General features: G+C 42.9%; 14 protein-coding genes and 1 riboswitch. Of the genes, 5 read left to right on the forward strand and 9 right to left on the reverse strand.

The genetic code is table 11. The features are described 5' to 3' along the window. Positions 1 to 192: 192 nt before the first annotated feature. The 3 genes from WR49_RS01875 to WR49_RS01885 are packed head-to-tail and all read left to right on the forward strand — an operon-like array spanning position 193 to position 7,961. Positions 193 to 2,277 (forward strand): GGDEF/EAL domain-containing response regulator, encoded by a 2,085-nt coding sequence (locus tag WR49_RS01875; RefSeq protein ID WP_046222874.1) that lies wholly within the window; start codon positions 193 to 195, stop codon positions 2,275 to 2,277. 3 nt (positions 2,278 to 2,280) lie between these two features. Further along, positions 2,281 to 7,011: a CHASE domain-containing protein gene (locus WR49_RS01880; RefSeq protein WP_052715018.1), complete on the forward strand. Its 4,731-nt coding sequence runs from the start codon at positions 2,281 to 2,283 to the stop codon at positions 7,009 to 7,011. Further along, complete coding sequence (locus WR49_RS01885) at positions 7,011 to 7,961, forward strand: diguanylate cyclase domain-containing protein (protein WP_046222876.1); 951 nt, start codon at positions 7,011 to 7,013, stop codon at positions 7,959 to 7,961. The genes WR49_RS01880 and WR49_RS01885 overlap by 1 nt, the downstream gene beginning before the upstream one ends. Before the next feature lie 622 nt (positions 7,962 to 8,583). Here WR49_RS01885 and WR49_RS01890 read toward each other — a convergent pair. From WR49_RS01890 to WR49_RS01905, 4 genes are all read right to left on the reverse strand, one after another. Further along, the gene (locus tag WR49_RS01890; RefSeq protein ID WP_046222877.1) at positions 8,584 to 10,059 is read right to left on the reverse strand and encodes an aerolysin family beta-barrel pore-forming toxin; all 1,476 of its coding nucleotides are present in this window, start codon (positions 10,057 to 10,059) and stop codon (positions 8,584 to 8,586) included. Positions 10,060 to 10,505: 446 nt separating this feature from the next. After that, a complete protein-coding gene (locus tag WR49_RS01895; RefSeq protein ID WP_017055226.1) occupies positions 10,506 to 10,967 on the reverse strand; it encodes a hypothetical protein in 462 nt (153 codons plus the stop codon). Next, positions 10,964 to 11,770 carry a winged helix-turn-helix domain-containing protein gene (locus tag WR49_RS01900; protein WP_046222878.1) on the reverse strand — a complete coding sequence of 269 codons (807 nt, stop codon included), beginning with the start codon at positions 11,768 to 11,770 and terminating at the stop codon, positions 10,964 to 10,966. Before WR49_RS01900 ends, WR49_RS01895 begins: the two co-directional genes overlap by 4 nt. Positions 11,771 to 12,166: 396 nt before the next feature. After that, complete coding sequence (locus WR49_RS01905; RefSeq protein WP_017055228.1) at positions 12,167 to 13,537, reverse strand: alanine/glycine:cation symporter family protein; 1,371 nt, start codon at positions 13,535 to 13,537, stop codon at positions 12,167 to 12,169. Between the two features lie 129 nt (positions 13,538 to 13,666). Then, a riboswitch (glycine riboswitch) is annotated at positions 13,667 to 13,800 on the reverse strand. Positions 13,801 to 14,423: 623 nt separating this feature from the next. Here WR49_RS01905 and WR49_RS01915 point away from each other — a divergent pair. Then, the gene (locus WR49_RS01915) at positions 14,424 to 15,158 is read left to right on the forward strand and encodes a chromosome segregation ATPase (RefSeq protein WP_017055229.1); all 735 of its coding nucleotides are present in this window, start codon (positions 14,424 to 14,426) and stop codon (positions 15,156 to 15,158) included. A gap of 263 nt (positions 15,159 to 15,421) precedes the next feature. Beyond that, on the forward strand, positions 15,422 to 15,697 hold the full coding sequence (locus WR49_RS01920) for a hypothetical protein (RefSeq protein WP_231574680.1): 276 nt from the start codon (positions 15,422 to 15,424) through the stop codon (positions 15,695 to 15,697). 144 nt (positions 15,698 to 15,841) lie between these two features. Here the strand turns inward: WR49_RS01920 and WR49_RS01925 are convergent, their stop codons facing one another. The 5 genes from WR49_RS01925 to WR49_RS01945 all read right to left on the reverse strand — a co-directional run bounded on the left by WR49_RS01925 (position 15,842) and on the right by WR49_RS01945 (position 22,830). Beyond that, positions 15,842 to 17,383, reverse strand: coding sequence for an alanine/glycine:cation symporter family protein (locus WR49_RS01925; protein ID WP_046222880.1), 1,542 nt, complete (start codon positions 17,381 to 17,383; stop codon positions 15,842 to 15,844). Positions 17,384 to 17,943: 560 nt separating this feature from the next. Beyond that, the gene (locus WR49_RS01930) at positions 17,944 to 19,116 is read right to left on the reverse strand and encodes an ABC transporter permease (protein ID WP_046222881.1); all 1,173 of its coding nucleotides are present in this window, start codon (positions 19,114 to 19,116) and stop codon (positions 17,944 to 17,946) included. Next, positions 19,113 to 20,402: an ABC transporter permease gene (locus WR49_RS01935; RefSeq protein WP_046222882.1), complete on the reverse strand. Its 1,290-nt coding sequence runs from the start codon at positions 20,400 to 20,402 to the stop codon at positions 19,113 to 19,115. Before WR49_RS01935 ends, WR49_RS01930 begins: the two co-directional genes overlap by 4 nt. Positions 20,403 to 20,409: 7 nt before the next feature. Continuing rightward, positions 20,410 to 21,384 carry an HlyD family secretion protein gene (locus tag WR49_RS01940; RefSeq protein WP_017055234.1) on the reverse strand — a complete coding sequence of 325 codons (975 nt, stop codon included), beginning with the start codon at positions 21,382 to 21,384 and terminating at the stop codon, positions 20,410 to 20,412. Positions 21,385 to 21,387: 3 nt separating this feature from the next. Further along, a complete protein-coding gene (locus WR49_RS01945) occupies positions 21,388 to 22,830 on the reverse strand; it encodes a TolC family protein (protein ID WP_046222883.1) in 1,443 nt (480 codons plus the stop codon). Positions 22,831 to 22,916 lie beyond the last annotated feature (86 nt).

Below are 22,916 nucleotides of genomic sequence, written 5' to 3' on the forward strand. Positions count from 1 at the left end.
AGTGAGGGCTAATCATCATTTAATAAAATGGTTCGGCACACCTCTTCTTAAATATGTTGATTTTCTGTGTGTTTGCTGTGTTTTAGCATGCAATATGTTGTATTGGTGTTAAGCTTTAACTATAAGTGTTAGCTATTGGCGAGGTTTAACGCGTGTTATGTCTCTATATCCATGATTGCACAAGGAGATGCGATGTTTTCTTCAAACACTAATGCGCAAAGGATCTTGCTCATTGATGACGATGCAAGCCAAATTAAAGTTTTGCATAAAGTATTAAAAGAGCTTGGTCAGGTATTTTTTGAGCAAAGTGGAGTCAAGGCGTTTGAACAGGCTGTTAGTGTAAAGCCAGATGTTATTTTACTTGATATTGATATGCCAGATCTCAATGGCTATCAAGTATTAGAGCTTCTTAAAGCTGATGAGAAAACTCGTGATATTCCCGTTATCTTTATCACCTCATTTGACTCTACTGAGGATCAACTCCGTTGCTTAAGAGGCGGCGCGGTGGATTTTATCTCTAAACCTCTAGTCCCAGAATTGGTTGCCGCAAGGGTTATCACTCAGCTACGCCTCAAAGAGAAAGAACGAACGCTGATCGAAGTCTCTCAGCATGCCAGAGTGACCTTAGAGTCGATTGGGGATGCGGTGATTACCACTGACCGTGAATGCTTCGTGACCTACATGAACCCTGCCGCAGAGCTAATGATTGGAACCAGCGCCAATGTAGCGATTGGTCAATCGATCGAAAAGGTGATGCCGTTACGAATTGGTGATAATGGGCCGCCACACATTAACCCTGTTCGACTCGCCATCAGTGAAGAAAGAAAGGTAGGAATGGCTCTAAACTGTCAGATGCAGAAGAAAAGTGGCCAATGGATTTCAGTTGAAGATAGCGCTGCACCTCTGCTCTCTGATGACAAGCAGATCATGGGCGCAGTGATTGTTTTTGTTGATATTAATGAATCTCAAGCCATGGCGCTTAAGATGTCACAGGCACTTCAATATGACCAATTAACCAACTTGCCGAATCGATTTTTGTTGATGGATAAGTTATCCACTGAAATCATTCAGAGTCAACGAGACGATAGCGGGGTTGGTATTATTCTCTTAGATATCAACAGGTTTAAATTTATTAACGAAGAATTCGGTTTTGAGGTTGGCGATATACTGCTTAAGAAAATAGCGGCGCGTCTTAAAACTCAAGCAACAGATAAAGAAACCCTGAGTCGGCATAATGCGGATGAATTTATGATCCTCGTTCCTGCGCTGAGTTACCAAAGTGAACTGGCACTTCTGGCAATGCAATATAAAGAGTGCCTCATGGAATATTCGCTTGAGCACCCAGAACTGAACGGTTTTACCATTAGTATGGGGCTCAGTATCTATCCTGAAGATGGCGCAGATGCACAAAAGCTTATTTCGAGTGCTCATACTGCTCTACATAAAGCCAAACAAGATTCATCTCATCAAGGGATATGCTTCCATTCATATGACATGGAGCAGAAATTTCAATCAAGAAGCCACCTTTATATGCTGGCCAAACGCGCCATTACTGAAAATAACGTGATTGCTCTCTATCAACCGATTGTGAACGCAGAAACTCATCAACTTGAAGCCGTAGAAGCGCTGATGAGGTTAACGGATGAATCGGATACATTGATTCTACCTGATATGTTTATTGAGTTAGCCGAAGAGACGCATTTAATTATTCCGCTCGGAGAAAAGATGATTGAGCAAGTCATTGGTCAATTGAGTGAGTGGTTAAAAGGTGGGGCTGAGTTACGTGTTTGTATCAATATCTCCCCGGTTCAGTTTTGTGCGCCTAACTTCACTGCATTCCTACTTTCAGTTATCGAAAATTACGGTGTTCCGCCGCAGTATATTGAATTGGAAGTCACTGAAGGGCTTATGCTCAGACAGAATGATCAAATAATCCAAGATATGGTTGCGCTGCGTGAAATTGGGATGACGATTTCGATTGATGATTTTGGTACCGGGTATTCTTGCTTGAGTTACCTGAAAAACCTACCAGTCGATGTATTGAAAATTGATAAATCTTTTGTTTCAGAGCTTGATGGAGATGAATTCAATGAAACGCTGGTCACCACCATCATTAATCTATCTCAAAGCATGGGTTTCCGCTCAGTTGCTGAAGGCGTCGAAACCCCCGAGCAAGCCAAACGGTTAGCAAAGCTCGGTGTATCGATGCTGCAAGGGTATTACTTTACCAAGCCGATTTCCGCGAAAGACTTACGTGAAAGCTATTTAGAGGCTTAGATATTGAACAATTTACGACACTATTTCGGTTTTGGCTTTATTTCCGTGCTGGGCATTATTTTGACGCTGTCAGCGGTATGGGTCACCAACTTACACAATCAAAGGCAAATTAATACTTATACATTGGATCTTGCTGCACAAGCAGAAAGCCTTATTCTCGAAAAGTTTCAATTGTTCCAATATGGGCTTCGTGGGGCAAGAGGGGCTGTGGTTACAGCAGGTGTTGATAGTTTAACTCGGGAGAAGTTTGTTAATTACAGCAACACTCGCGACCTCGACCTCGAATTTCCTGGCGCAAACGGCTTTGGCTTTATCAAAAAGGTATCGAGAGAGCAAGAGTCCCAATTTGTTGAGCGTATGCGTGGTGATGGTTCACCAAATTTTAAAATCCGCGAGCTTAATCCAACGCGTGGTGATCGGTTTGTTATTCAATATATTTTCCCCGAGAAAGTCAACCAACAAGCCATAGGGCTGGATATTGGTTCTGAAAACAACAGACGCAGTGCTGCGATTGCTTCGGCGCGAGAAAATAGAGTGTATCTAACCGCGCCAATCACCTTAGTGCAAGCCAATCGGAAAGCTCAAAGTGGTGCGCTGATACTACTTCCTGTTTTCGAAGAGACTCATCTTGGTAGTGAGGATGCTCGCGAGCAGGTCGTCGCCGGCTGGGCTTATGCCCCCCTTATTATCGATAATGTGCTAGAAGGAATGACGGATGTGATTGATCAAGCTTGGTTTAGCTTGTCAGTGGATAATGAGAGCGACCCTTTTTACTCATCACAACGGTCAGATCATACCAATACTCATGCCGTCTCACGCAGCATTGAAGTATTAGGGCAAACATGGGTGATGCAAATCAAGCCCAACCGAAAGTATGTTAGTGGGTTACCTTTATGGTCTATGAGCTATGTGAGTATTATTGGTCTGGTGATTACGCTACTTCTACAGTTTCTTGTGAATATCAGAAATGATAAGGATGATAGTACGAGTCTTAAGCCGAACATTTCGGAAGCGGACTTGAGCCTTCATCAATACCTTAAAACTCCACAATGTAATCAATCATTTCGTTATGTGGCATTGATCTTTTCGTTGCTTTTCTTAGTTTATGCGGCGTCTAACTTAAATGACCACAAGAATGCAGTGGAAATGGCATTAGAGAGCAGTAGTCAACAAGCACTTAAAAAAATAGATCAAGCTGCATCAACCTACTATCAAGACACGTTATTTCTAGCGAATGCACCATCTATTTTTGAGGCATTGCAAAAACCCCAGGGAGAGGTGACGACGAATAACCATACTTCTGAACTTACGCATGTTTTTGAAGCTTACTTACGCGCCATGCCGTATGTTCACCAAGTGCGCTTGATTTCACAAAAAGATGGTTGGAAAGAAGTGGTTAAAATTCAGCGGCAAGGGGATGGTTTCAAGATTTTTGAAGGGGAGGATTTACAAAGCAAGAAAGATGAGCCTTATATTACTCAAACGCTCGCGGCGGGTGAGGGCAAGGTTTACCAATCTGAAATGAACTTGAATAGAGAGTGGGGCACTATTGAGTACCCGCACCGGCCGATGTGGCGCTTTTCAACCCCAATCATGGATGAGGATGGAGCACCGATAGCGATTGTGATACTTAATATAAGTGTTAGCCGTTTGTTAGAAGAGGCGACGAGAACCACCATTGACGAGTTATATGTGTATGTTACTAACACTGATCGCCAGTTTGTGGCTCACCCTGATGAGTCTGTAGAGTTTTCGTTTGATTACACTTCTGGTTATGCTTGGGGTGACCAATTTTCACCACTACCAACTTGGCAAGCGATTGAAACACCTGCAATACAAAATTTAGATAGCGAGAGCGGAAGAGTTTGGTCTAAGCATCGATCGTTTTTGCTGCAGGCTGAGCCTGTTGAAAGAGAGCTGCATATATACAGTACTTATGATCAACTGCCTGTATTTATTGATATCACGTTTGATTTAGTCGCGTGTTTGGCGATTTTGATGGGGGTCGGTGGCCTTGGATTGGCCGCTAATTATTGGTTTTGGCTGGCTCGTCAAAAGCAGTTGAGAGAAGCGCACACCCTTCAAGATGAACAAAATAGAATACGCGAAACGGAACGTTTCAAAGCGATACTAGAGTCAGGGCCCGATGCGAATTTAATTGTCGATGAGTCGGGTATCATCGTGTTGGTTAATGCAAAAGCAGAGCTCTTGTTCGGTTATGCGCGAAACCAACTAGAGGGGCATAGCTTAGATAAAGTGATCCCTAAACGATATCAACACAACCATCACAAGCACGTTGATAAGTTTATGTCTGCACCGACTAAACGCGTTATGGGAGAAGAGGGTAGGGTCTTGTTTGGCCTGCGCAGTGATGGCAGTGAGTTTCCTGTCGATATAAGCTTGAGTTACATCGATATAGATGATGGCAAATTGGTCATCGCCTCAGTCCGTAGCATGGAAGAGCGGTTAATGATTGAGGAGCAGTTAAGAATTGCTCTGAAACAAGCTCAGCAAGCAACGGAAGCTAAGAGCGCTTTTTTAGCGAATACCAGCCATGAAATTCGTACCCCCCTCAATGCCGTGATCGGTTTATCCGATATTCTCTCTGATCAAGATCTGACGGATACCCAGCTGCAATTAGTGAAAAAAATTCAGATATCAGGCAAATCATTGTTGGGGATTGTCAATGATGTACTGGATCTGTCGAAAATTGAAGCAAGTGAAATGACGTTGGAACAGTATCCAACCAATATCAAAGAGCTGATTGAAGAAATTGCCAGCGTTTTTTCGATTCAAGCCGAAGATAAAGCGCTAGGCTTTATTTTAGAAATAGACCCAGATCTCCCATTGTGGCTAAAAACAGACAGTACCCGCCTAAGACAAATATTGGTTAATCTGCTTGGCAATGCACTCAAGTTCACTCAAATCGGCTCGATAAGCCTCGCTGTTGAGGTCGTACGTGGTTCACAAGATAATGATGGCCAGGTCATGGTGAAATTCTCTGTTACCGATACGGGTGTTGGTATAAAAAAAGAGAGCCAAGAACACCTATTTATACCATTTAATCAGGCGGATAGCTCAACGACTCGAAATTATGGTGGCACAGGACTGGGGCTTTCGATTGTGTATAACCTCACCAAGTTATTCGGTGGTCAGGTAAGCTTAACCAGTGAAGTGAATATAGGTTCTACGTTTTGTGTCGAGTTGCCTTTCACTACCGTTTCTGAGGATGAAGAAGACGCACAAGAAAGTAAGTCTAATTTTTATGTGGTTATCGCAGAGGATAACCCTAAAGACGCTAAGCAGCTCTGTTCTATGTCTCGATCACTTGGTTGGCGGACACAATTGGTTGAAAGTAATAACTCTTTAGTTGAGTTATTACTTTCTCGGCGTGAACAGAATTTACGCCTTCCAGATGCCCTGATTGTTGATAGATATTTAGGCAAGGAAGACTGTTTAGAGGCGGTGAAACGCTTGGCAAAAGAGTTTGAAAGTGAAGTATTTCCTTCTGTGTTGTTGGTTTCAGGAAGTGAATGCGGTGATGCCGCATCAGAGCCACTCGTCGACATGTTCTTAGCTAAACCGATTGATACGTCAGAATTGTTTGATGCACTCAATAGTATTGTCAGTAAATCCTCAAGTTATCTGTTAACAAACGAAACAAGATATGATGAGCACAGCCAGACCAAATGGTTACCTGAACTGAATGTGCTTGCAGTCGATGATGTCCGCTTAAACCTTGTGGTTGTCACTCATATTTTGAGTAAGAACGGTGCCAATGTCACCTGTGCACAGAGTGGTCGAGAAGCAATCCGCCTAGTGGCAAACCAAGATCATGCGTTTGATTTAATCTTGATGGATGTGCAAATGCCAGATATCGATGGGCTGGAAGCTACACAAATGATTCGGAAACATCAAAGCGCCAATGAACTTCCTATTATTGCGCTCACCGCTGGGGCCTTGTTAGAGGAGAAAAATAGGGCGCTTGACTCTGGGATGAACGATTTTATTACTAAACCGATTGAGCCTGCCAAGATGGTGAGTTTAATTAGAAAAGTCATGAAAAACGCAAAAGGGCAAGAGCTTGCGATTGAGTCGATTGAGGTTAATCCTGAGGTTAATGACGACTGGCCGACTATCGATGGTCTTAATAAGACTCAAGCTCAAAAGTTGTTAATGGGGGATCAAACGCTGTTCTTTAACACGCTGGAACTGTTGTTGTCTGAACACCGTAATTTAATGAGTAACGACTTTTCTGATTTTGACAATAGTAGTGATGATAATGTTCGACTTACCATTGCGGCTCAAGTGCATAAATTACGCAGCGCATCTGGGATGATTGGGGCAGAACAAATACATAAATTGTCTAGTGAGGCGGAGACTTTACTACGCTCTAATCAAAATGCTAACCAAACATTATCCTCCCTCTCTGATGCTCTACATCAGTTGAAACACGCTGCAAGTCACACACTTTCAGAGCGAAAATCAGTCTCGGTTCAGGTTGCTCAGGAAGCCTCAGAGCCTATTCCTATTGATGTATTGAAGCAAATTATTACTCTACTTAACAATAAAGATCTTGAGGTTATTGAACAGCTTGAGTTGCAGGAAGCGAGTTTGCGAACTACTCTGCTTGATAAGGATTTCAAGGCATTACAAGAAAGCATGTCAACGCTAGACTTTCAAAAAGTAAGCCAGATACTCAACCACTTACTTGACCAGCAAAGGAGTGACTAATGTACGCTAGCGAGCTCATTGACCCAAGTTATTCGACGAACATTTTGATTGTTGATGATGATAGCAGCGTCATTAGAGCACTGCATAAAGTGCTGCGACATTTAGGGAATGTTCGTTTTGCTTCGAATGGCGCGCAGGCGTTCGAAGCCATTGATGAGCTGCAACCCGATATAATCCTGCTCGATATCATGCTACCGGACATGAGTGGGGTCGATATCTGTGAGCAATTGAAATCTTCGAATCAAGCACGGCTTGCTAATATTCCTATATTGTTCATTACCAGTGCGATTGATGAAGGCTTTGAAGAAACCGTATTTGAGGCAGGAGCAGCAGACTTTATTTTAAAGCCGTTGAATCCGTCTGTGGTTCTTGCGCGAGTGCAAATCCATTTAAACTATCAACACGCGATCGATCTGCTGCACTATCAAGCTCGTATCGACAGTTTATCTACGTTACATAATCGACGCGCATTTGATGAGCAACTCTCTGTGCTACTGAAACAGTCAGTTAGGACGCATCAACCCTTAACCTTGTTAATGATCGATATTGATGAATTTAAGAAGTTTAATGATCAGTTTGGCCACCAACAAGGAGATTTTTGCATTCAATTTGTGGCGAATGAAATCAAAAAAGTATCGATGCGACCATTAGACTGTCCAGCCAGGTTTGGTGGTGACGAATTTGCCATTATTTTACCTGAAACTGATAGGTATGGAGGTAAGGTGGTCGCCGAAAGGTTGAGGTCTTCTGTTGAGTCTTTCGGGTTACGTCATGCTGCCAATGCGTCACGTTCGGTGGTGACGTTATCAATTGGTGCTACGACAATTCAATCGAAGGTAACGCTACCAATACTCAAGGAGTTGAAGTCGAAACTGGTGGCCTTGGTTGATGAAGCGTTATACCTGTCAAAAAGTAATGGACGAAATAGTGTGAGTAGCAATGACATTTAGATTGTTGCACCAAAGGCAGATTGCTTGCCACTTTTCTGCTCTTATACCATATACCTTGGCTTAGTTAGTCACTGAGTGAGCTTCTTTGTGATAAGCAAAGGGCATGAGCCTATTCATTTGGCACCGATGAACGGCTCTATCCATCGCTCTTTGTTCACTTATCGCTCCTTCCTAGTTATCCCTCCCTCTCTCCCATCAACAGCCCACAGTTTTTATCGGGACAATCTGGTTATTGGTTATTGGTTATTGGTTATTGCTGTTGATCTGTGGCTGTTGAGCCATGTTCGTATCGTTGATCATAGAAATATGGCGTAGCGATAAAGTTTTGCCTCTAAAACATTGGTCTCCAAAATATCTACCTCTAAAATCTTTGTCGTTAAAATCTGAGTCTTCAAACTGGTGCTTGCGCAAATGTTGCTCAACTAAATGATCAAACAATGAGACACTGACGTAAATTACTTATTTAAATGGTATAAAAATCCCCATCAACGTTGTTGATGGGGATTATCTTCTAACTGCAGGATCGTTCAAGTCTTCTTAAACGATTGGCATTAACGACGTGTCGTGGGCTTTGTGCTTTATTACTGGTAGATCTTTGTACCGATCTTATTAAACAACGTAGTTATTCAACGACGCTAATGTTCATCTCAGCACCTTCAAAACCTAAGTCACTCAACTCATCTGCATTGAAGTTGGTGGTAACTTCGATATCGCCAATGCGCTCAGTAGATTCGTTGACGGAATCAGTACTTCTTTTGCTGCGTAGATTGTTAGTGATTGGTGTTGCTTGTCCAATTTCGATAGTTCCTGCAAATTGAGATTCAGCGTAGAAATCACCAGACACATAAGAGTGGAATGGGCGCAAGCTTCCGCCAGTCGCGTATTGCATGCTTGATAGTCCAGCTTCTTTAATCGCCCAGCCCCAATCCCACCATTTTGTTTCACCTGGAATGTATCGGTGATCCCATTGGTAGCGAATGTCTGCAGATTTATCACTGCCGCGCCCCATAGTGAAGGTGTGGGCTTTGTAAGGGCGGTTGTCCGGGTGTGTGTGCCATGCGTTGCCACCCCAGCGAAGGAAGCCATTAAACTCAACATCGTAACTAATGTCGGCGTTGAATCGATAAGGGTAGGAGATGCTTGAACGATACAATTCAACTCGAATCGGAAGCTCTGAGTTTGCTGGAACCATAGGACGCGCTTGAAGTGTCACTTGTTCACTAGTAGAACCACCATTGGATTTAGAGAAGCTTTGGTTGGCTTCAAACTTAATAGTGAGTTTAGTTTCGCCAACAAGAGGCCACTTAAACGTATTTTCTGTTTGAACGCTTTGCGAGAATCCATAGCTGTTCGTTTTCGACCAGTTTGTTGATTCGTCTACTTTCAGATCGACAACCACTTGTTGGGCGATATTACTGTTGTTTCTTGCGGTAGCGTAAACGGTCTTCACTAATTCACGGTCTGATTCGACAACATCACCATGCCAAAAGTTGTCATCGTTAACGGTGTAGGCAAAGTTGTCGACGGTGATTTTGGTTTTTTCACCACAACGATAACCGCTACAAGATCCATTGTTATTTCCTTGTATCACCCAACTGTCGCCAGAGCGCTTTATCGTCATGTCTTCGCCAACATACTGACTGTTATTACCGCCAACCCATGCGTAACCTAGGTTGTGGGCTAAATAGCTTAATGGGCGAACAAAGTCGTTACGGTTGTTCACTAATTCATACTGAACATCGATTTCGCTGCCTTCCTGAACCGATTTGGCGGAATAGTTAGGGATTTCAGATTGGTCGTTGTTTGGGTAACAGAACGTTGACCCACTGCTTGATTGCTTAATTTCGCCATGATAACCAGGCCCCATGATTACCCAGTTTCCTTTTAAGCCTGTGATCTGCCAAGTGCCCATACGAGCGACCAAAGCACTCTTCTGCTCTTCGGCTTCATAACGGTCTATAGGACGATAACCAGAGCGACATACATCTTCACCAAGTTGGTCAAACACGATTTGGTCTGGGTAAATCTTTGCGTTTACACCGGTTGATAGAACAGACAACACTGCGGTTGCTAAGAGATTTCTGTTTATTCGGATCATGAACAATTCCCTCATTTGTAATTTTTCTATTTTGATAATGTTTTTTGTGCCGTGCAGTTAACAAGACAAGTTCACTTTTTCATGTTGATAAATAGATAGATACTGAAAAGGGTTGAATTAATTTTCCACTTTAATTCAATGACTTGTAATGTTGATTTTGTTTTATTAATGAAATGCTATGCAACGTAAAGGAAATTATTTGATGGAGTTCAAGCTGTTTTTATGAAATGAGGAAATATTTTTTGATACTCGAACGTCAATATTTCTTGATGTTAGTGAGCAACTGACATTGAGGGTGCTATTTGAAGTGTTTAGGTCGACGAAAAGAATATATTAGTTATAGGATGAATAAATAAGATAACCAACCGTTTGTATGGGTAATATAGATGGTTATCCAATTTATTAAATATGAGAAAATGGTAGTTAATTTACTCCATCAATTTAGATTATCGTTTAGCTAGTAGTTGTGTTCGCCCTGTATTACATGTGCGGATTATGGCAAATAAATCGTTCGAACTTAAGATATCAACCTTGAGTGTTAATGGGTCATTGTTGATGAGTAGGTAGGGTGACAACAAGCTGTCATTCATTGTTTTACTTATTTTTTGTACGGAAACTAAGTCGATAGTGCCTGATATTGAAAAGAAAAGTGATTGAGAAGGACCTGCTTCTCCTTTAAAGCGAAGAACAATAGGGTCGGGCACGTTGTCATCTTGAACGGATATAAGGTGTAGAACCTTGTTATCACTTATTTTGGTGAGTCCATCGGTACGTAGTACATTTCCATCGAGTATGAGATCCACTACGCTATGTTGATAATGGCGCTCCTCTTGTGGTGGAGAGGAAGGGATACTCCATATACCAATGAATAACGTTAACGAGGAAAACAGAGCTATAAATGGCATCATAATTGGCCTCTTTCTAGGAATAACGCTATCTCTGCACTCGCTTGATCCAATTGCGTTGCGGTGTAAAAGATATTGACGGATTGACGCGTTGCTTTGTTGAGTATGGAGAGCTCAGAATAGTCAGGTTCATCGCTTATGTATGCTACACAATCACATTGATGTTTATAGAGAATAGCCTCCAGTTCTGGACTTAGGACCATCTCTGGATCCTGGAGAACTTGTATCTGACCGACCCATTGTTCACTGAGTCGGTTAACGGGGGTGAGATCACTGAGGGTCTCATCATTGATCTTAGCAAAAGCCAATAGCGCCGACGCCATCAGTAAACAAGCGGTTGTGAAGTAACACAGTCTGTTTTTGTATAAGCTGACTTGTTGCGCAGCAGGTAAACTCGATTTGGATTCAGGTTTATGGTCGCCTGGAATGGAGGAAGCAATGCTACTATGGTCGAGTGGAATTTGGTCGCTCACTGGATTGAAAAGAATAGTGGCTTCGCTTTGTGGCTGCGAGTCGATAAACACACACTCATCAATAAGGCGGTAACCGACCTTCGGCACCGTGACGATGGGGGTTTCTCTGATGCCAAGCTTAACGAACCCTTGGCGAAGTAAGCTGATACACTTTGCAAGTGATGTATCCCCTATGAACTCGCTTCCCCATGCGAAGCTAATAATATCCTGTTTACTTACAATCTCGGGCGAATTTTTAAGTAATAACTCTAAAACACAAGTCTCACGATATCCTATTTTAATAGAACGTTCGTCGTTATAAATACGGTTTTTAATAGGGTCGAATCTGATCATATAGCCAACGTTTTATTTTTATTATAATTCTCTCAACAGTGTAGATGACTATAAACGGACTAATATATGAATTAAAGTCACATATTTTATTGGTGTGTGTTTTTGAGCGGTTAAAACAAAAGTGCAGTTTATTCGTTTTTGACAAAAATACTGACACTTAGTCACAATTTTTTAAAAGTAAGCAATGTCTAATTAAGAGTTTATTTTATTAGTGAGTTTTATATTAGTGGATTTTTATTAATCTTTGTCTAATATTTAATTGGAACCGTACCCGAATAAATATTGTATTTATTTATGGATATTCGGTAGTCATAACTTAGTCAGTTTAACTTTCGAGTGAATATAAAAAAGCCCGCACTTGAAGTGAGTGCGGGCTTTGTGTTCAATCAATTTAGGTTATACTCTAACTGCTTCGCTATCATTTGAAGAAGTTAGAGGCTTGAAGAAGAGCTTCGTTTCTTCGACAACAACATGGCGTAGTAAAATAAGTCCGATTAGGTTCGGAATTGCCATTAGGCCATTCACGATATCTGCCATTATCCAGATCATGTCGAGCTTTAAGAATGCCCCAGAAGCCACCAACGCGATGAAGATTATCTTGTAAGGTAGAACGGCTTTAGTACCCAACAAAAATACAACGCAGCGCTCACCGTAGTAGTTCCAACCTAAAATTGTTGTAAACGCAAAGAAGATTAAGCCAACAGAAACCAGCATTGGGCCAAGGGTGTCTGCGTTCAAACCTACAGCGAATGCATGAGTGGTCATTGCAGCACCAGAGAGATCAGTCTGCCAAGCGCCAGTTAAGATCAGTGCTAAACCTGTCATTGTACAGATGATGATGGTGTCAAAGAAGGTACCCGTCATAGAGACAAGTCCTTGCTTCACGCATGAATTTGTTTTTGCCGCAGCCGCAGCCATTGGCGCACTACCCAAGCCAGATTCATTAGAGAACACACCACGAGCAATACCTGATTGGATGGCAAGCATGATGCTCGCACCAAAGAAACCTCCTGTTGCTGCTGTGTTAGTAAACGCAGAGGTAACAACAAGGGTAATGGCATTCAGTAGTTGATCTGCATTTGAAATCAGAACGCTTAAACACGCGACGACGTACATAACCGCCATAGTAGGGACAACTTTCCCTGCCACTTTAGCGATAGATTGGATACCACCAAGGGTTACAACTGCCACCAATATCGTAAGAACAACCGCAGACATCTCACGCGAAGCGCCAAATGAGATGTGAGTTGCGTCTAAGATTGCGTTGACTTGTGGGAAGGTACCAATACCGAAGCAGGCAACACCCAAAGCGAACACAGCGAACATCACCGCTAAGACTCTTGAGCCGACACCGTATTGAAGGTAGTACATTGGGCCGCCAACCATTTCACCATTACTATCGGTTCTGCGGTATTTAACGGCAAGTAGACATTCTGCATATTTAGTCGCCATACCAAATACAGCAGCAAGCCACATCCAGAATAGGGCACCAGGGCCACCAATCTTAATTGCGGTCGCTACACCAACGATGTTACCTGTACCAATGGTCGCTGAAAGCGCAGTACACAAAGCGGCGAAACTTGATACATCACCCGTACCCGATTTGTCTTTGCTGAACACCATTTTTAGTGCCGTTGGGAGGTGTCTAAACTGGAGCAAGCCTAAGCGAAAAGTAAAGTAGATACCTGTCCCCACTAGCAGAATAAGCAGTGGTGGTCCCCAAACGAATTGGTTGATGGTTTGTAGTGTAGCTTGTAGGTGGTTCATAGATTCCCCTTAATAAATTAAAAATTTAAGGAGAAGAGGGAAGGCAGCGCAGATCACAGGGATCGATAGCACCACTTAATACATACGGATTTCTAGATAGAATTCTATTGTTAATTAAGGTTTGTTGCTTTCCACTCCTCTGTCCTTTTGCCTGAGAGTTTCACTTAGCGAATCACTTATAGATAAGTTACGGGCACTAAGCTTGCTCCTTCGGCGGCCGCTTTCTACAACAAAGTAGTACGGCTCTCTCCAGAGGTTCCTCCAACGACAGTCCTCACTTTTCTGGGGTTAACCAGCATAAAGCACCTGAAAGATTTACTTCTTCGGCGGGTCAATCTAACTAAATGTTAAAGTTTAGTTAAAAACCACTCTCCTGCAGTCTTCATTGGAACAATTACCTAAATAATCAGGTAATCTGTAGGCGTATCCTAGATCATATAAAATGTGATGTCAGCTACAAAATATCTGTTTGCACAAATGTTGTTCAACTAAATGATCAAACAACGTGACTCTGACGTAACTTGCTTATTTAAATGGTATAAAATAGAGAAACAAGGAGGAGTTATGACTCGACTAATAGCGATTGTTTTTTTATTAGCTTTGGCATTTGTACTGTTTCGTTATCGGACTAACGAAAAGGTGCAAAAAGGGGTAGTGATAGTTATCGTTAGCAGCTTCCTTTTGTATACAGCCAGCTTGATGATTTCGGAGTTAACTCGTTAGGCGCGGTGGTTTCTACTGCGTTTTTAAATGAGCGGTGTTCAAACGACAGCGAGCGAGTGGACATGAACTTAGGTGATGTATTCAAGGCTTAGGTGATAGGTTTAACTGAATCTTGAACATCAGTGACCGCGTAATGTTAAACATATTTTGGGAGTACCCGCTAGTGAACCAGCAATCTGGACAAAGCGAACAAGATGAAGTGGTTGTTATTGAAGAACGTGATAAGCGCAGTCAGCTTTATATCGGCATTGCTGCGGTTATAGGTTTAGCGCTAGGTGGCTTAATCGGTTCTACTGTGACGGCTTCGAAGTGGGAATCCACTTATCAGGTACTTGAAACCCGATATCAAGAATTGCGCGACAGTAAAACGGAATTGATGACGTCAGTGGAAGCGAAGGTGGCAAAAGTCGATACCGAGGTCGATGCAAAAGTAGAAGCCGCGCTAGTCAAACAGGCTGAAGAGCATCAAAAAGAGGTCCAAGACTTAGCGAAACAATCTGCAGTTTTAGAGAAAGCGAACTACTCGCTAGAACAACAGTTAAACGAACAAAAGCAAACGCTAGACAAAACTAAACAGGACAACCTGAAGCTAAACCGTCAGGCGGATATGCAGTCGACTTTGTTTGAACGCTCTCGTGAATTGTTCCGTAAAGAATTACAAATTTCTCAAGAACTTGAAAAGCTTGAGAAAGAAAGAGATGAACTTGAACAGAAACTTGGCTCTTTAAAAAAGGCGTGTGACGTGTTTTTAGATGGCACATCATGGGATTCAAAATCAAATGCTTGTGAGAAACAAGATAACGCTAACTCTCGATTGAGTGATATCAGACAAATGATTCAAGTTCACACTATGGACCTCAAACAAATCAAAACATTAACTGAAGAGATGGGTCTATAAGCCGTAGGCTTTACCAACCTAACGTTAGTTTTGTAGTAAATATTGAAACGCCCACATCACACACGTGATGTGGGCGTTTTGCGTTTTCTCGGGAGCATAGCTCCAGTGCTTTGTCATTATTGATTATTTGCGTGTTTTCATTGTTTGCTTAGATATTTGTGAATAGATACGTATATCCACAATGATATGTTACTTATTGTCTATTAAATGACTTTGCATACATATTTTCAGCTCAGAGTCGCTGCATAATAGTGTTGTTCAGGATGAACACGAAGTCGATTGCTCGCTCGTATTTGGCTGCTTTGACGACAAGGGATGGGGTGATGCCAGAGTATCTTTGTGAGAACTGCACCATAGCTTATTGTTTCGATGATTGTTGTTCGCCATTAGCGCAAAAAGAGATGATCGAAGTAGAAGAGTTGATTCGTCGTGTCGACGTTGAACACGATAGTGAAAAGGGCGAAAAGAGTGAGCAGGGCATTGAGGATAGTTACTCGCCTAATCATTCAGACATAAAAAATCCCCACAAGCCAAGCTAGTAGGGATTTTGGATAAGTTGCAGTCCTGTTTACGCTTTCTCAAGCAAAGGGTCTTACAAAAATTTTTAGAACAGTTTCGTTTTTAGAGCTGTATCGTTTCTTAGAGTCCAGTTAGCTACTAGAGCAACCTCATTCCACTAAACATTATTTCTCATACGTTTTGATTTCGCCTGATTTCACACGAGCAACAAACGATTGCAGTTCTTTCTTCACAACTGGCATCAAGAAGTACAGACCAAGAATGTTGAAGATAGACATCGCAAAGATAGCCGCATCAGAGAAGTCGATTACCGCACCAAATTGAATCGTGGCACCAATAACAACAAACACACAGAACATCACTTTGAAAATCAGCTCCGTTGTTTTGCCTTCACCAAATAGGTAAGTCCAAGCTTTAAGACCGTAGTACGACCAAGAGATCATGGTAGAAAATGCAAACATGATTACCGCGAGAGCGAGTGTATATTTGAATACTTCTGCCGTTTCAGTAAACGATGCTGCAGTCAGCGTTACACCCGTTAAACCAGAACCATCGAACGGACCTACGTTTAAGCCAGCGATAGTGATAACCAATGCAGTCATTGTACAAATGATTACTGTATCAACGAACGGTTCTAATAGGGATACTAGACCTTCGGTGATTGGCTCTTTTGTTTTTACTGCTGAGTGAGCGATAGCTGCTGAACCTACACCTGCTTCGTTCGAGAACGTTGCACGTTTCAAGCCTTGAATTAACGCACCAATGAATCCACCAACAACACCTTCACCAGTAAATGCACCTGTAAAGATTGCGCTGAACGCAGGGCCAACTTGATCAAGGTTAGAACCGATAACAATCAGAGCCATACCGATATACAGAGCAGCCATCCAAGGAACAACTTTTTCCGTAACCGATGCGATAGAAGGCATACCACCAACAATCACAGAGAAAACTAAAGAGGCAAGTACAAGGCCAGTGATCACACCGTATTCACTTGGTACATCAAATGCGTAAGTTAACATGGCGTGTGCTTGGTTAGCTTGGAACATGTTACCGCCGCCCAATGAGCCCAAAATACACATTAATGCGAAACCAATAGCGAGCGCTTTACCTAGTCCGCCTAAACCTCTTTCACCAAGACCTTGGCTTAGGTAGTACATTGGACCACCCGAAACAACGCCTGAAGGTAGGATAGTTCGGTATTTCACACCTAAGGTACACTCACAGAACTTAGAAGCCATACCCAGAAGGCCACACAAGATCATCCAGAATGTCGCGCCAGGACCACCAATCGCGAGTGCAGCACCCACACCGGCAATATTACCAAGCCCAACAGTACCAGAAAGCGCAGTTGTTAACGCTTGAAAGTGAGAAACTTCCCCTTCGTGTTTAGAGTTAGGATCGGTGTACTTGCCTTTGATAATATCTATTGCCATCCCTACACGTTTAAATTGAACAAAGCCAAAGTAAACAGTAAAGATGATCGCAGCGAGCAGTAGCCAGCCTACAATAATTGGGAAGCTTGCTTCACCTACCGGTACGCTTTTAAATATTAGTCCAACGAACCAACCTGTGTATTCGTTGAAAAATCCATCAACATTTTGACTTAAGTTGCTGATAGCTTGGTTAAATGATCCTTCTTCTGCAAATGCACTGGAACTAAACAATAATATAAACCCAAAAAATAATTCACGTATGTTTTTCATGGTTTTCCCTGTCTTTTTAATAAATTATGTTTGTTGCTGTTGTGTTTGTTTTCTATTTGATTTGTATATCTCAGTGGTTTATCTACTTCATTTGACGGCAACATAAACGGCTGTAGCTAGGTCGAAAAACGAAATAAATATAAGTACTGATCTTGCTTTATATGGATATCCTTTTGGTATGTGCACCAATAAGACTATGGTATTCGGCCTACCAAGCCCTATTGATAATCCTATACATAAAAATAATGACAACAAAGAAATTTTTACAATAAATTTACAACTGTTCGGGTTTTGTCATCATTTTGGAATAAGTCGGTGCTTTTTAGGCTGAGAAAAGTATATGCAGTAGTTGTTTTAGGGGCGGGTGAAGGAGAATTCAGAGTGATGGGTTGTAGGGACATAGAGGGAACGTAGGGGAGTTCGAGTACTCGATATGTTTTCGAGGTGTTTAAACATTCGAAGGCTGAAGGTGTATTCGGATCTGAGGATATTAAAAAAGCCCTTTATCAGAGCTTTTTTGATGAGCGGAAAGCATGAGTACTTTCCGCTAGAACATAAAACTAAACGGCTCGATGACTATTGCTGTTGCCAACCGTGCTTTTGCTGGATTTGTGGTAGAGTTTAAGTGCCAGCAACCAACCCCATAGAACAACTTGTCCCCATAACAGCGTCCATTGAGGTGCTACTTCTTGCCATGAAGCGCCCATCTGATTAAGAGCCAAGAAACCTTGAATCGCCGGTGTACTTGGGAATAGCTGTGATAACAGTACTAACCACTGAGGCATCATTTCAACAGGCCAGATAAATCCAGAGGAGAAGATAAGTGGCATCGAACTGATCAACACCACGACAGTGACTAACTCTCTTCTTGGCACTAGCTCACCAATAAAAATTCCGATCAAACAGCTTGCCAGTAAGAAAGGCAGCAGCAGAGTTAGAATTTGAGTCATAGAGGCGAGCAAGTTAATCCCATACATCGAGAAACTGGCTCCGAAGTAGTACATGGACAACAAGTAATAAACGCCGACTAAGGTACAACAACGAGCAAGGATCAGCTTAGCTGGTGGCATTTTACTCCAATAACCAAATGTCGATTGAGCGTTTTGTGTTGCGCCAACTAAACCAGAAGCCATAGCTAAGGTTTGTTGTAGGATCAACACAAAGACCGCAGGAACAACATAATCGATGTATCCCATGCGACTATTGAAGGTTGGCTTTAGGTTTAAGCTAAATGCACTGTAACTTTTGGCTGCCGATTCTAAAGGCACACCTTCGACTAACAAATGACTGACCTTAACTTGTGCAGCTAACGTGCCTCCGGCTTTGGCTAACCCCTCAACAATGGTTCCGTATACCAAGAAGTAAGATGCATCGCCTGCATAAGAGAGCGTAGGGCTATTTCCAAGAAGTAGATCTTTATAGAAATCTTCTGGGATGACGATGAACCCGCCAATCTCTTGGTTCAGCACGGCTTGTTTCGCATCTTCGATGGTGGAATCTCGACGAACCAAATCGATTTGAGAGGTCGCATCGACCATTCTTTCTAACTGGTAGCTGCTTTTGCTCTTATCCAAGTTCACCACCGACGCTTTCAATTGTTGAGGTACTTGATTAGCGTAAGGCAACGGATACAAAAAGGAATAGAAGACCACACCACCGAACACGGTGAGCAATACAACAGGGTTGCGAAGTACCGCTAAGAGTTCTTGCTTGAGCAGTTGAGTAAAGCTCATCGTTTTACTCCTTGTTGTGCTGATGCTTCTGGTTTCTCTTGCAGTGTTGCTTGTGTTGACGGCGTCGCTTTTGCAGATAGAGCAGCTTGGGCTGTTAGATCCGTTTGTGCAGACAGAGCCGATTGAGCCAAGTGTTTCTTAATTAACAACATCACCACGAAAGCAGGAACCGCGTACCACAACATGGAAGAGAGGCTGATCAGCGACTGTGCTGCGCTCACGCCATAGCTAGACTGTCCTGTTTGTACTTCGATGTAATGACTCACAGGCAATAAGCTTCTCCAAATTTGAGCTACCGTGTTCATGTCTGTCACCGGAAAGGTAATCCCCATGAATGCAAAACTTGGTGCCGTAAATGCGCCAGCGAAACTCATTGCCCTTGCAGGATCAAGTGTTAAGAAGAAAAACAAACAACCCATGATGATACAACTAATCACAGTAAGCAGTTGGGCGATGGTCAATGCCACAAAGCTGCCGTTAAATGGCCAGTCTAAGAGCACATAGAACCAAAAGCTAAACGCGATACCAAACATCAAAAACAAGACAAGGTAGGGCGTTAATGTTGATGCAAGTGACTTCACAGGGGCGCTGGATAACCAAGCGTGAAGCCCACAAGCTCTAACGTTCGCCGTCAAAACCAATATCGTGCCCACCACAATCATGATCTGCCATAGTGCAGGAATAACCGCAGACACCAAGAACTGAGCATAACTGCTGTTCTTGTTGAACAGTGGCGTGATCTGGCTTTGCACTGTTACTGCTTGGCCTAATGCGGATTGCACTGTGGTATCACCATGCGAAAGTTGTTTCACCACTTCGAGTTGCGCGTTAAATGTGCCTTGAACCTGCAGCAGAGCCGAGTTAACCAGTTTGCCGATCAAAATAAATTGGCTGTTGTAGAACACCGATACTTGCGGGTTTAACCCTAAGTAAATATCTCGGTCAAAGTGTCTAGGGATGACAACATAGCCATAGATATCGCGTTTGATCATCGCCTTAGCTGCTTCGCTCACTGAGCTGTATTTCTGACTCACTTGCAGCGTCGGGGAGGCATCAACTAAGCGCGTGAACTGTTGCGAAATTTGACTATGTTCAAGATCAACCACCGCAACGGGTAAGTCACGAGCGATGCCTTGTGAGAAAATTAGCCAAATGCTGGCAGCAAGAAGCAAAGGTATCCACGTTAGGCACGACAACAACCACTTGTCTTTGCTGACTATCGCCCACTGCCTAAGTAATATACTCGTCACTTTATGGTGATCTGATGAGTGAGAGTTAGCAGACATACGCCACCTAAAGCTCAACCACAAGGCTCATGCCCATACGCAGTGTTTCGTCGGTGTCGACAGGGCGTGCTTCTACTTCGAATGTACGTAAGTCAAAGCCTTGCGCTGCATCGGTTGAGCGCCAAGTCGCGAAATCACCCATGACGGCAATATGAGTCACTTTAAAGGTTAGTGATTTATCTAGAGCAGGAAGGTAGGCTTCAAATTGAGTGCCTTTCTCAAAGTGCTTCAACATGTCTTCACGAACATTGAACACAGCCCAGGCGTCTTGAGTATCGATAACGGTGACAACGGGGAAACCTTGTGGCGCTAATTCACCACTGCTCAATAGTACTTGGGCCACTTCACCACTAAACCAGCTGTGGATCTGTGTGTCTTTCGCGTAAGCCTCAACTTCCGCTACCGCACCTGCCGCCATTAACGCTTTTTGAGCGGCTGCCACTTTGGTTTCGTCGCGAGCACCTTCTTGCGCCAATTGGTACATTTGGAAAGCGGCACTTTCGGTGTACTTCGCCGCTTGCCACTGTGTTTTGGCTTCATCACGCTTCTGCTCGGCAACCACACCATCGTTGTAAAGATTATTCACTCGTTGGTAGGTTTTGTTCATTAGGTTTGCAGCAGCTTTGGCTTTCAACCATTGGTCTTTCGCAGCTTGGATTTGTTGGCTACGCGCACCATTCTCGGCTTCTTTAGCCAATGCACCTGCCGCTTTCTGTCCCGCTTTTGCTTGTTCTAATTTTGCATCAATTTCTGGGCTAAGAAGAGAGAAGATCAATTCTCCTTTTTCCACTGAATCGCCCTTGCGTACAAAGACTTGGTCTATTCGGCCGGGCACTTTAGAAGAGATACTGTATTGCTGTGCATCGATTTGTCCTTGAAGCTTAACGGGTTGAGGCTGATACGCTTGGTAAAAACTGTATCCGACCCAGCCAATAATTCCGATACCAACTAAAGATAGAAGAAGGGGCTTAATAGGTTTCATGAATTATCCTTTTGACTGGCTATCGGTGTCTGTTTTTGAATCGAAATCAGACGAAAAAGAAGAAGTTGAGTAACTCGAGTAAGCGTTCATTTCGCTGGTTAGCGCCAAAAGCTTGTTGAGAGAAATGAGGTATTTAAATCGCGCAGCAGATTGCTGGGTTTTAATGCTCGCAAGATAGAGTTCAGCATCAACAACCTCTAACGAATTAGAGAGCCCTTGAGTGAAGGCTTTTTTACGTAGGGATAGGTTCTCTTGAGCCAATGAAAGGCTGGAATTCAGTCCTTGAACCTCTTCAATTGCTTGGTTTGCTTCGAGGTAAGTCTTTTGAACCAACACGGTTAAGTCTTGCTTAGCTTGTGACTTCAGGAATTGGACCTGAGAAACAGCGCTGTGAGCAGCGGCTACTTTGTCTGAGCGCCCTGAGGTATCCAGTAACGGAACGTTTACCCCAATGCCAACTAACCAATCAGGCTTCATTTCGCTGGCTAGAGAGTCATCCTCATACAAGCTGTAATCACCGTAAAGGTACACATCAGGGTAGTATTTACCTTTCTCCGCTTTAATTAAGCTACTTGCTTGTTTCTCTTTCGCATCAAGGATTTTAAGGCCGGGGTAGGTCATTAGTGTTTGATCAATGAACACATCCATATGAGGTAGGTTCTTGTTGATAAACAGTTGCTCTGAAGGTTCGACGCGTTGACTTTGGCCAAGAATTTGAGTCAGTGCTAGCTGAGCAATCTTAAGATCATTCTCAGCCTTGGTGCGTTCAACGACCGCTTTATCTAAAGAAGCATCCGCTTGTAGACGTTCTACTCGTGCAATTTGCCCTTGTTGTTCCATCTTGATAGCGAAATCTCGGTGCTGAGTTAAGCCTGCTTCTACGGCTTGACGCGTTTTCACTACATCTTCCGCTAAGATCACTGAGAAGTAGTATTTGCTTAGGTCTTCGTATCGCGCCTGCTTTTCCATCAACAGTTGACTTTGCGCTTCTTCGCTTTTACCTTCGGCTGCATTTTGTGCGGCGGTAATCCGTCCGCCCGTAAAAATAGGCCAAATAGCGCGAATCGAAGAGCTAAAGATGTCTTGTTCGGTGATGGTTGAGGTGATACCGCCCAGCGTATTTACAATTTGAGGGGGAATGGGAAAGCCAATTGAAGGAACTCCACTTAAACTATCCGAAAACTGTTCACCATTAATCGTCACATCACTATCAAGGTGCGTGTAGTTAGCCCCTAAGGTAATAGATGGAAGATTGAGGCTACTCGTTGAGTTCTGAAGGTGTTGATAACGTTCAACGTTGGCTTGTTGAGCCGCAAGTGAGTTATTGTTTTCTTGTAATATTTGCCACGCTTCAGAAAAAGTGAGCGAAGCTGCATAGCCTGGTGAAGCCATAGTGCTGAGAAGCATACTGGCGATCGCAAGGTATCGGAATTTTGGTTTGGTCATCTGTAATTAAATACCAATTAGAGTATTAACTCTAATGTTAGCAGGGCGATAGTTATTTGTCTTGAATAGATTGTATCTGTGAATAG

The organism is Vibrio sp. ECSMB14106, assembly GCF_000972265.1.
Taxonomy (GTDB): domain Bacteria; phylum Pseudomonadota; class Gammaproteobacteria; order Enterobacterales; family Vibrionaceae; genus Vibrio; species Vibrio kanaloae.